This window comes from Ruegeria sp. HKCCD6426 (genome assembly GCF_057221115.1).
In genome coordinates this window covers 128,900-139,178 of the sequence record NZ_JBWVBF010000010.1, presented here as the reverse complement: position 1 = coordinate 139,178, position 10,279 = coordinate 128,900, and the positions used below count along the sequence as shown (strand labels likewise).

At 55.8% G+C, this 10,279-nt stretch carries 10 protein-coding genes and 1 pseudogene; 8 read left to right on the top strand and 3 right to left on the bottom strand.

Going from position 1 to position 10,279, the window contains the following annotated elements; all coding sequences use genetic code 11:
• Window positions 1–263: 263 nt before the first annotated feature.
• Both AC2TDA_RS21755 and AC2TDA_RS21750 read right to left on the bottom strand, forming a co-directional pair.
• Window positions 264–2,231 carry a vWA domain-containing protein gene (locus tag AC2TDA_RS21755; RefSeq protein WP_480881281.1) on the bottom strand — a complete coding sequence of 656 codons (1,968 nt, stop codon included), beginning with the start codon at window positions 2,229–2,231 and terminating at the stop codon, window positions 264–266.
• Entirely contained in the window at window positions 2,228–2,764 is a 537-nt protein-coding gene (locus AC2TDA_RS21750; protein WP_480881279.1) for an RNA polymerase sigma factor, read from the bottom strand. The genes AC2TDA_RS21755 and AC2TDA_RS21750 overlap by 4 nt, the downstream gene beginning before the upstream one ends.
• A 132-nt stretch (window positions 2,765–2,896) precedes the next feature.
• On the opposite strand from AC2TDA_RS21750, the pseudogene AC2TDA_RS21745 reads away from it, so the two are divergent.
• The 6 genes and pseudogenes from AC2TDA_RS21745 to AC2TDA_RS21720 form a co-directional block, all read left to right on the top strand.
• Window positions 2,897–3,043: pseudogene (locus AC2TDA_RS21745) on the top strand (IS6 family transposase); the annotation flags it as partial.
• A gap of 61 nt (window positions 3,044–3,104) precedes the next feature.
• Window positions 3,105–3,536, top strand: a complete 432-nt coding sequence (locus AC2TDA_RS21740) for a hypothetical protein (RefSeq protein ID WP_480881287.1) — start codon at window positions 3,105–3,107, stop codon at window positions 3,534–3,536.
• Between the two features lie 153 nt (window positions 3,537–3,689).
• Window positions 3,690–4,799, top strand: coding sequence for a DUF4172 domain-containing protein (locus tag AC2TDA_RS21735; protein ID WP_480881278.1), 1,110 nt, complete (start codon window positions 3,690–3,692; stop codon window positions 4,797–4,799).
• A gap of 295 nt (window positions 4,800–5,094) precedes the next feature.
• On the top strand, window positions 5,095–5,586 hold the full coding sequence (locus AC2TDA_RS21730) for a MarR family winged helix-turn-helix transcriptional regulator (protein ID WP_480881276.1): 492 nt from the start codon (window positions 5,095–5,097) through the stop codon (window positions 5,584–5,586).
• A 107-nt stretch (window positions 5,587–5,693) separates the two neighbouring features.
• Window positions 5,694–6,950, top strand: a complete 1,257-nt coding sequence (locus tag AC2TDA_RS21725; protein WP_480881274.1) for a multidrug effflux MFS transporter — start codon at window positions 5,694–5,696, stop codon at window positions 6,948–6,950.
• Between the two features lie 192 nt (window positions 6,951–7,142).
• The gene (locus AC2TDA_RS21720; RefSeq protein ID WP_480881272.1) at window positions 7,143–7,841 is read left to right on the top strand and encodes an alpha/beta hydrolase; all 699 of its coding nucleotides are present in this window, start codon (window positions 7,143–7,145) and stop codon (window positions 7,839–7,841) included.
• A gap of 35 nt (window positions 7,842–7,876) precedes the next feature.
• Here the strand turns inward: AC2TDA_RS21720 and AC2TDA_RS21715 are convergent, their stop codons facing one another.
• Window positions 7,877–8,473 (bottom strand): TetR/AcrR family transcriptional regulator, encoded by a 597-nt coding sequence (locus tag AC2TDA_RS21715; protein WP_480881271.1) that lies wholly within the window; start codon window positions 8,471–8,473, stop codon window positions 7,877–7,879.
• Between the two features lie 133 nt (window positions 8,474–8,606).
• Here AC2TDA_RS21715 and AC2TDA_RS21710 point away from each other — a divergent pair, with 133 nt between their 5' ends.
• Both AC2TDA_RS21710 and AC2TDA_RS21705 read left to right on the top strand, forming a co-directional pair.
• Entirely contained in the window at window positions 8,607–9,353 is a 747-nt protein-coding gene (locus tag AC2TDA_RS21710; protein WP_480881270.1) for an SDR family oxidoreductase, read from the top strand.
• A complete protein-coding gene (locus AC2TDA_RS21705; RefSeq protein ID WP_480881268.1) occupies window positions 9,350–10,222 on the top strand; it encodes an alpha/beta fold hydrolase in 873 nt (290 codons plus the stop codon). The genes AC2TDA_RS21710 and AC2TDA_RS21705 overlap by 4 nt, the downstream gene beginning before the upstream one ends.
• Window positions 10,223–10,279 lie beyond the last annotated feature (57 nt).

Here is a 10,279-nt window from a genome sequence, read left to right as displayed (position 1 = left end):
AGTTTCGCTCAGCATTGTTCGGACGGTAGTCCTGTTGCTTAGAAACCCTGCGTAGCTGCAGACAACGGACATTGGAGATAGTGCCTCTAAAGTCAGCAAAGTCCGCGTTGCAGTCGTCTGATTAACGCTCCATCCCGATAGTAGTTCAATGTCCGCTTCGGGGAAGCTGCACCGCAGCGTTGCACACCTAAATGAGCGGCAGGATTGGGCCGACCCCTCTTACTCGGATCGGCCTCCTGTAACTTCGAGTGGGTTCAAGGAAGTCAATTTTCGGCAAGGCTGGCTGCCAACCTCATGAGTTGAACCGCTTCAGCCCGATAGCCAAAAGGATCATCCCCTTTTGCCTCGTTGGCCAACTCAATCGCGTCCTCATAAGACCAATCGCCTGTATAGTCGCTTCCGCGTAGCAGTTGCCCGAACCCTGCGATCGCGGTCGCAAACTCGGCATCTGACAATGGCGTCAAATCCATGGTGATCGGCGTTTCGATCAGTTGGCTGTTTACTGCTCCGGGGGCTTTATAGCGGATTGCAAGAAACCCTAACTCGTCGTTGCCATTATCCGACGCGCGGGCTTGATACCGCATCGGTGTGCTAAGCTGAGCTGGGGACCCCGTGGGCGTTACTTCGTAGAGGGCAGTCACGGTATGCCCTGCGCCGATGTCACCTGCATCGACCGCATCGTTGTTGAAATCCTCGCGACGTAGCGCACGCGTTTCATAACCGATCAGTCGATATTCCACGATTTTGGCCGGATTGAATTCGACTTGGATTTTGACGTCATCAGCGATCGAAAACAAAGCACCGGTCAGTTGGTCCACCAGAACCTTCTGCGCTTCGGCCAGCGTGTCGATATAAGCCGCTTGTCCATTGCCGCTCTGCGCCAATGCTTGCATTGTCGTATCTTGCAAGTTGCCGCGCCCGAAACCGAGAACAGAGAGGTAGATACTGCTGTCTCGCTTATCTGTTATGTATTTTTTCAAAGCATCCGGGTCGGACATCCCGACGTTAAAGTCACCGTCTGTTGCAAGGATCACGCGGGTGATTTCACCTTCTTCATTCATATCCTCGGCGGTTGAATAAGCCTGCTGCAAGCCGGCCTGACCTGCGGTTGAGCCGCCCGCGTCGAGCTGGTCGAGGGCGTTAAGGATCACTGCGCGTTCCGAAGCGTTGGTCGGGGCCAGAACCTGTCCGGCGCTGCCCGCATAGGTGACGATTGAGACCTGATCACTCGGGCGCAGCTGACCCAGCATCAGCCGGATAGACTGCTTGAGCAGCGGCAATTTGTTTGGCTGGTTCATTGAACCCGAAGTGTCAATCAAAAAAACGAGGTTTAATGGTGCGCGCTCTTCGACATCCGGCAAAGCTCCCTGAATACCGATATGGACCAGTCGGGTATCCGGGTTCCATGGCGTCGCACTGACCGACACCGTCGGCTGGAACGCGGCTTCGTGCGGAGCGGGATAGTCATACGGAAAGTAGTTGATCATCTCCTCGATCCGGACGGCATCAGGGTTGGGCATCTGGCCGTTCATCAACGAGTTGCGGATAACGGCATAGGACGCCGTATCTACATCAATCGAAAACGTTGAAACCGGTGATTCAGACGTAATCTGCAAGCGGTTCGGTGTTTCGTTGGCGTAGGTCTCCCTATCCACTTCGCTTGGCAATAACACTGTTTCAGCAAAGGACAAATCCCCACGTGTGCCCGCACGCGTTTCCATAAGCGGCGGTGTTGTGTGCCCGATTAGGCCAGCTGTTCCACGCGCACGCTGTTGGCTTTCTCCCATATCCGTTTTCTGATTAGGAACTGCGCTCAGTGCCGCGGCGTCTTCCGCGCCCGCACTCTTGGCGGGGGATTCGGATTTCGAAGAGAATTCAAAATTGTGAGGCGTGGCTTCGTCCTGTCTACTCGGCTCGGGCACCGACACATCTGGGTTTGGATATTTCAACCGCTCCACATCCGAGAAATTCACCACGGCAACCCCGAAGACGACGAATGCGGTTGTTGCGGTCAATGCTGCACGCGCGGTTAGGATATTCGACATTGCAAGTACTCCTGTCCAAAATCTCCGATTGGGGCGATTGGACATCTGACGCGCGTCATCGCGCGATCCTTGGAGATCAGTGAAGTTTTTCTGCGCTAATGCCAGATGATCTGCTTTCACCGCAGGATCAATGGATGGTGTGGCAGCGTTTAACATCTGCTTCAGATCTTCCAGATCATCCGTCATACCTGTTCCTCCGTTTGGCGCAAGGCGCGCAGGTGTTTTTTGGCCTCGGAAACCCTCCAGCTAACAGTGCCTTCGGACACACTGAGCACAGTCGCAACCTCCCGGTGGGTCATGTCGTCCAGCACCAGCACCAGTGTTTCGCGTAGATCCTCAGGCAATCCGGCCATTGCTGTTGTTAACCAATCGACCTGTTTTGCCGCGTCAGCGTCAGCGGCCTGTCTGTTATGCTCCCACTCCCCCCACCCCGACGCGGCCCTGGCGTGGCTCGCCATGCGGCGACGGCGATCATGGGCCGTGTTTACGGTGATCCGATAAAGCCAGGTGGTGAATTGCGCATCCCCCCTGAAACTGCGCAATTTTGTAGGTAAGGCGGCACAGATATCCTGGGTTAAGTCTTCCGCTTCGTGCTGCGAACCCGTAAGGCGAAACGCGAGGCGAAAAAGGCTATCGTAACACCTTGTCAACAATGCCGAAAACGCTTCTGCGTCGCCGCTAGCAGCAGCAATAGCCAGATCATTGTCGCTCGTATTCATTCGCATCACGTTCCTTTGACGGACGCCGTACGTCAATCCTTGGAATTAATTTCGAATTAAGATCGCGCTTCAGATTGATAACTTGCGCATTGCCAACTTGTTTGCGCGTTCTGAACTGGCTACCGCCCACGCATGAAGATACCGTTCAAAATGCCGTGCCTGAAGGGCTTTCGTTTCCCGCGAGAGGTCTTCGCCTATGCCGTCTGGGTCTACCATCGCTTTGCGCGTAGCACTGCGGATGTTGAAGATCTACTCGCGGAACGTGGCGTGACGGTTACGCAATGCTCTGCGTCGCAAACCAGAGGCGAATGCACTCAGCGAGCTGCCGGTAGAAATCTCTGTGGAAATCTCCGAGATAACACAGACAGATACAGAAAATTTGAGGGACAGTGACAGTGAAATTGAGGGGCACAAAGAGGACTCTTTGAATCCGAAAGTTAAGAAAGAAAAACTTTCTCAGTTTCAGGTTTCTCCAGGCCAAATGGCGCGCAATTTTCCACGGCTATGCTCAGAACTACGCTTTGCAAAAGATCAGAAGCACTGTGATCGGCTTATGGATGATATCGCAGAGTATCTACGGCTCGGCCAAACCTGGTATGCAATGAAATCAACGTTTGGCCCGGCTATTCGCTTCATTGTTCTCGGGTACATCTTTCAACGAGCTGAGAACATACAGTCTCCAGGGGCTTACCTGATTTCGTTGCTGGCTAAGATCGAAAAGGGAGAGCTGTCTCCAAAGGCAATGCTCTCGCGGACCTCCAATGCTACGTAAACTTGGGAAACAGGATGAGATTTACCGTCTTCAGATTACACATCCAATCGATGACCAGGTTGAAGAGTTTGAAAAAGGTGAGCAATAGGATTGACCTCTATAAATCACCCATCCATAAATAGTGAGTTATAGAAAGCGGGCTTATACCTCACGATGTGGAATTGGCAGGACCCTGACTGGCCGACTTTTCGTTACGACGCCGCAAGACTCGAACCATACGAGCAACAGTTCCTGTTGTCCTCAGGGGAAGTTCTTGGAGCGGTTCATCATGTGAACACGCCGGATCGAGACCAATTACGTATCGACCTGCTGAGTGAAGAAGCGATGAAAACCAGCGCGATCGAAGGTGAGATGCTGGACCGGCTCAGCGTGCAATCTTCCTTACGTCGGCATCTTGGACTGGCTCCCGACAGCTATCCATCCAAACCGCGCGAGCAGGGCGTTTCTGAAATGATGGTGGATGTTTATTCCAACTATTCTGAGCCGCTATCACATGGCACCCTGTTTCGGTGGCATGACATGCTTCTGTCCCATAACAGGCATCTGGAAACGATTGGAGCATACCGGAGCCACGAAGATGCGATGCAAATCGTCTCCGGCAGACTCGACCGCCCAACAGTGCATTTCGAAGCACCGCACTCACATCAGGTTCCGGCTGAAATGGACCAGTTCGTAACCTGGTTTAACCTGACTGCGCCAACTGGTCCCAAACCATTGCGGGCACTTATCCGGGCCGGTTTGAGCCATCTATATTTTGAGAGCATTCACCCTTTTGAAGACGGCAATGGCCGGTTGGGCAGGGCGCTTGCTGAAAAGTCCCTAGCGCAAAACATTGGTCAGCCAAGCCTGATTGCTCTTGCTTTCACGATCGAGCGAGAGCGGAAGGCATATTATGATCAGCTTGAACGCCATCAAAAGACGCTGGACGTGACACCATGGCTTATCTGGTTTGCCGAGACAGTCCTTACTGCACAGCAAGTGACGCTTGAGCGCGTCGGTTTCTTTATATCCAAGACGCATTTCTATGACCGGCATCGTAACCAATTTAATGCCCGGCAAAGCAAGGTAATCGCCCGTTTGTTCAAAGCTGGACCGGATGGGTTCAAAGGGGGATTGAGTGCAGAAAACTACATCTCGATCACGGGAACATCGCGTGCCACTGCGACACGGGATCTCCAGGATCTGGTAGAGAAGGGCGCTTTGATCCGAACGGGTGAACTCCGGTACACACGCTATTGGCTAAAGTTGGACCGGGAAGGGTAGGGGGTTAAAGTACAACACAAAGGGCGGGAAGAAGGCTTTCGCCGCAAGGGCGAGCGGATTGGTTCAGAAGGTCTGAAGCAGACATTCGTGAGGCGCTATTTATGAGCTCCCCTTCTGCATTGTCGCTAAGCCAATCCGAGTCAATTCCAAGCCTCGGTGAGGAACATAGTATTCTTCGCCATTCACTACAGACGTGAACCAAGCCCTAAGTTTCTCGGCAAGTGGCTTGGGGCAGGTTCCATTTTCAGAAGCTCAATACCACCTAAAGGTTTCTTTGACCGTCAGGTTGACATCAATGCACCTCAACGTGCATATACACGACATGAATAATTTTGCTAAACATACTTCCGCCAGCTTGGCCAATGAGGCAGCACAATCCTGTGCGTGCTTTCAAATCCGAAAACTCTCGCGAGCGATAACGCGATCCTATGACGCCGCCCTCACAGGCACGGGATTTAAGGCCACGCAATTCACGTTGCTGGCGGCAATCGTCAGGTCGAAGGAAGGCGAGTCCTTGAGTGATCTTGCTGATCATCTCGGCATGGACAGAAGCACATTTAGCCGAAATGCCGCCCCTTTGGCCAGACAGGGTTACGTCGAATACATTGATACGCTGAAGGGACGGAACCGGGCGGTAGCAGCTACAGATGCAGGGCGGGAGGCCTTCTTGAATGCAGCGCCCGCTTGGAATTCAGCTCAGAGTAAACTCCGCGAGAAGCTGGAAGAGGCTGGCATGACCGGCTTTCTTGAAGAGCTCAGCTGCGCTGCCAGTACATTGAAAATGTAAGCGCAGGAGAATGAGTGCATAACTCGGCATATTAACGTGTATATACACGACATTAGATTGAAACACTTACAACTCAGGAATTGCCACCAATAAAGTGAGACGGATAAATGCAAAACGCGCAAGCAATAACTTCAGTGGCCCAGAGCGCGGGTGCGTCCGCCTCAAACGGCAGACAGAAGCTTCAACCTGACTTGCTGGGCATAGCGCTACTCACGGCCCTGGCTGCGGTGGGGCAGTTTGCGTCCAACGTCTATACGCCCTCCCTTCCATTTGTCGCTTCGGAGATGAAAATTTCGACAGCGCAGGCGCAGAGTACCTTTGGTATTTTCCTGCTCGTTTACGCTTCGATGCAGCTGATATACGGACCTCTGGCAGATCGATTTGGTCGCAGGCCGGTGCTTTTGGCGGCATTCGGCCTGTTTCTTGTGGGCACCTTAGCCTGCGCGATGGCTGGCGATCTGAATGTTTTACTGGTCGGCCGATCCCTTCAGGCAGCCGGGGCTGCCGGAACCCTGATCGTGTCACGGGCAGTCACGCGGGACAGTTTCACCGGCGTTGAGCTTCAGCAAGTGATGGCGACCATAACGATAGCCTTTGCCCTTGTTCCAGGGCTTACTCCGCTGCTGGGGGGTATCGCGCAGGAGTTGGCGGGATGGAGAACGGCATTCTGGCTGACCCTTGCGCTTGGCGCGGTGGTGGCGGCAGTCGCGGCCCGGCATCTGCCGGAGACCAACGCGTCTGATCGGTTGCCGTTGCGGCCCACTACTATCCTCAGGAGTTACGGGATTGTTCTCTCTGACAGGACGGCCATGGCCTATGCCGTGAGCACAGGTCTTGTGTTCTCGGCCATGTCGACATTCTTTGCGGCCTCTCCAGCCCTGTTTATTGGGCACCTGGGTGTGGGTGCGGCGGAATACGGGTTGTATCCGCCCATTGCTGTCACCGGCTTCATTATTGGCGGCATCGTGACCAAAAGGCTGGCCGGGAGGGTCGGGCCGCGCAGGATCGCGGGCACCGGGCTGGTTCTGATGACCGTAGCGCTGGCCTTCATGTTTTTCCTGCCGCTGATGGGGCTTGTCCATAAACATCTGTTCAACGCAGCCATGATACTGAACGTCACGGGGCTGGGAGTCTTCCTGCCGTCCGCAATCTCGCAGGTTCTGGCACGTTTTCCTGAGCGGGCTGGCACAGCCTCGGCCATCCAGGGGTTCATACAAATGTCCGGCGGCGGTCTCGGTGTGTTTGTTGTTGGCTTTGTGCAGCCTGGGTTGCCGGTGCTGGCAATGCCACTTGTGATGCTCTTTTCCGTACTGCTGGCCGGGCTGGTTTTCCTTATTGCGGTTCCCGCTGAACAACAGGTCTGAGAGATGAGCAATGCAGTCACGACACCCCGCAATGCTAAGCCCAGGCTGCAGCAGGTGCCCTTTGCGCTCGCTGTGTTAAGAGTGTCCACCAGGGTTCTTTCTCGGCTTTCTCCGGAGCTGGCCTCAAAGTGGCTAAAAAAGATCTTCGTAACCCCTCGGCGTCATCCGCAGCCAACCCGGGAATTGGCGTGGATGAAAGGTGCAAGGGAGAGCTGGCTGAATGTCACTGGCGCGGGCAGGTTGCCGCTCTATGAGTGGGGCGACGGTCCGGTTATTCTGCTGGTCCATGGTCTTTCCGGACGGGCCAGCCAAATGGGAGCCTTCGTCCGACCGCTCGCCGAACGCGGCTATCGCGTGGTTGCCTTTGATGCACCGGCCCACGGCCGCGCGCCTGGCAGAACGGCTACCTTGCCGCAGATAGCCGAGGCCGTCCGGCAAGTTGCCCTCCACCAGGGACCACTGCAGTGGGTTGTCGCCCATTCAAACGGCGCCGCAGCAGTATCCATAGCCCTTTCCCTTGGAATGACTGCGCGTAAAGCTGTCTATTTATCCCCTCCAGAAGACCTGAGCGGGTATCTGGACAGGCTGGCCGCATTCCTGGGATTCAGTCCCAAAACGGCCGTGGTGACCCGAATGCGGCTGGAGCAGTCTTCCGGCTTTCGCTTTGAGGCTGCGCGCGGCCAGACCTTGGCGCCGGACATGACCATTCCGGCTCTCATCTTTCATGACCAAAACGATCGGATGGTGCCTTGCAATGAAGGCCGCCAAATTGCGCAGCTATGGCCCGGAGCCCGGTTTGAAGAGACCCGCGGTTTGGGGCACACGCGAATCCTGCGGTCGCCGCAGGTTCTGGAAATGGCAGTAAACTTTTTGTCGGAAGATGCTGACTGAGCGATAGATCCGCCCAGGTGCCCGATGCTCTTGTCCTAAGCCTCCGGCAGAAGGCGCAAACCCTGTGTGATTACCGTACGGATGCTGTCAAAGCTCTCGCCTGCACGGGCAAGCGAGGTCACTGCCAGGGCCTGCGCCGAGAAAAAGGCTGCCAGATCCTTTTCTTGCTCCCCCGAAGCTATCTGGCCCAGTGTTTTTGCCGCTTTCAGGCGGGCCAGAAACGCATCTTCGCGCTGAGCGTTGGCTGCTCGGGCGGTTTCCTGAAGCCCGCCCGGCAGGCTGGCTATGTCGACCAAGCTCAGTGCAATCAGACATCCCTTCGGGCCGCCCGGATTGGCCGCCGTTGAGGCGATGCGCTCAAGGAAGCCTCCAATAGCCGCCTTGAGTGGCAGATCTTCGTTGGCGACTTCTGCCAGCATTGGGGCTGCAACCTCGCGCGCATAAAGCTCCAGCGCCTTTGCATAGAGCGTTTCCTTGTCGCCGAAATTCGCATAAAGCCCCGGCTTGGCCATACCGCTGGCTGCGACCAGATCGCTTAGGGACGTACCCGCGTATCCATTTTCCCAGAATGTTTTCAGTACGTTGTCCAGAACGTCCTCCGGGTTTGTGGTTCTTGGTCTGCCTCTTGGCATCGCGCGCGTTCCTTGTATGCAATGAATAAAATACCCAACGGTACATTATTTCCCTTGACGCCTGTTGGCAAGTCGCTCTATTAAAATACCAATCGGTATTTAAATCAATGTGAACACAGGAAAGGATGCCCAGATGGAAATTTTCAAGAACGCAACCGCGCTGGTGACCGGAGCAAACCGTGGCATGGGCCGCGCTTACGTCGAAGCGCTTCTGGAAGCAGGTGCCGCAAAGGTTTACGCGGCCGCGCGCGACACGGCATCCGTTGCGGATCTGGCTGCCAACCATCATGGGCGGGTCGTTCCGGTTGAACTGGACGTGACCCGGCCGGAAACCCTGTCTGCAGCGGCAGAGCAGGCACGTGACGTAACGCTGGTGGTAAACAATGCAGGCGTGGCCACGTTCCAGCGCCTGATCGGGGCCGCTTCGACAGAGGCAGCCCGACAGGAAATGGAAGTCAACTACTTCGGTGCCTTGAACGTGGTGCGCGCATTCGCACCGGTGCTCAAGGCCAATGGCGGCGGAACCATCATTAACATGGCCTCCATCGCCGGGCTGGTGAACTTCCCGGTCTTCGGCTCCTACAGTGCCTCAAAAGCGGCAGTCCACTCGATGATTCAAGGCGTAAGGGGCGAGCTGACGACTGACGGGATCACGGTTACCGGCGTCTATCCCGGCCCGGTCGACACCGATATGGGGGCGAACATCCCGATGGACAAAGCCTCAGCCGCGGATGTGGTCCGGGCTGTACTTGAAGCCGTGGCCGCGGGAGAGGAGGACATCTTTCCTGATGGCACCTCCTCGGAATTGAAGCAGGGGCTGGCCGCAAATCCCAAGGGCATCGAAAAGCATCTCGCCGCCATGGTGGGAGCAAGCCAATGAGCAGCGCATCAGAAATCCAGGCCTTCACTGCCATCGGCCACGGTGGCTCCTTCTTCACGGCCAGTGATGGTAGCCGACTCTATGTCTACCGTTCCGGAAACGGCAAGACACCGATGCTGTTCCTGCACACGCTGCGTACTCAGGCCGAGTATCACCACAAGCTGATTGCTGCTTTTGAGGACGATTATGACTGCATCGCCATCGACTGGCCCGGGCATGGCCGGTCCTCGAAAGAGGCAGACCGCACCTATGACGCGGAGTACATGATCGGCCAGATCATCAGCTACATCGAAACGGTGGATCTGGCTGGTATTATTGTCGTTGGCGAATCCATCGGCGCGACGGCGGCCCTCGCTCTGGCGGCGCGTATTCCAGAGCGCATTGCTTCCGCCTATGCATCAAACCCGTTTGACGCGGGGCTGATAATCGGCAAGCCGGCGGGCCGGGCCGTGTCCTGGTTGGGTGCGCGGGTGCCTGCAGTCACAAGGGACGAGCTGCGCCCGATCACTAAATATGTGATCGGCGGCGGCTTCGAAGATCGCTCCCTACTGGAGGATCGCTTCGTCGACCTGATCAGCGAAAACGCCAAGCGCAATCCGGCCTTCGGACAGGTTTTCCACTCGGTTCTGGCGCACCAGAAAAGCTGGCACCGGATTCGCGAAAAAGACTATCCGAAGATCCCGGTATCCATTCCGGTGACCCTGCTTTACAGCGATAAGGATTGGTCCGCGCACTGGGTGAGGCGTGAAAACGAAAACCGTCTGGGCGGCCGCCTGAAAGTTGTTCGTATATCGGGACCGGGGCTTTTTTCCTTTCTTGAAAGCCCCTCCCATGTGAGCGGCGCAATCCGGGCCGGCGAAGCCGCCTGACCGGGTCGCCCCGGTCGTCGCCGTCATCTGAACATAAAACTCCAGCTCCGGCATCCC

What these genes read in the sequence shown, in the direction of transcription:
- AC2TDA_RS21725 (WP_480881274.1), top strand. Translation starts at nt 5,694, where the DNA reads ATGCAAAACGCGCAAGCAATAACTTCAGTGGCCCAGAGCGCGGGTGCG.
- AC2TDA_RS21715 (WP_480881271.1), bottom strand. Translation starts at nt 8,473, where the DNA reads ATGCCAAGAGGCAGACCAAGAACCACAAACCCGGAGGACGTTCTGGAC.
- AC2TDA_RS21710 (WP_480881270.1), top strand. Translation starts at nt 8,607, where the DNA reads ATGGAAATTTTCAAGAACGCAACCGCGCTGGTGACCGGAGCAAACCGT.
- AC2TDA_RS21720 (WP_480881272.1), top strand. Translation starts at nt 7,143, where the DNA reads ATGAAAGGTGCAAGGGAGAGCTGGCTGAATGTCACTGGCGCGGGCAGG.
- AC2TDA_RS21705 (WP_480881268.1), top strand. Translation starts at nt 9,350, where the DNA reads ATGAGCAGCGCATCAGAAATCCAGGCCTTCACTGCCATCGGCCACGGT.
- AC2TDA_RS21755 (WP_480881281.1), bottom strand. Translation starts at nt 2,231, where the DNA reads ATGACGGATGATCTGGAAGATCTGAAGCAGATGTTAAACGCTGCCACA.
- AC2TDA_RS21730 (WP_480881276.1), top strand. Translation starts at nt 5,095, where the DNA reads ATGCACCTCAACGTGCATATACACGACATGAATAATTTTGCTAAACAT.
- AC2TDA_RS21735 (WP_480881278.1), top strand. Translation starts at nt 3,690, where the DNA reads ATGTGGAATTGGCAGGACCCTGACTGGCCGACTTTTCGTTACGACGCC.
- AC2TDA_RS21750 (WP_480881279.1), bottom strand. Translation starts at nt 2,764, where the DNA reads ATGAATACGAGCGACAATGATCTGGCTATTGCTGCTGCTAGCGGCGAC.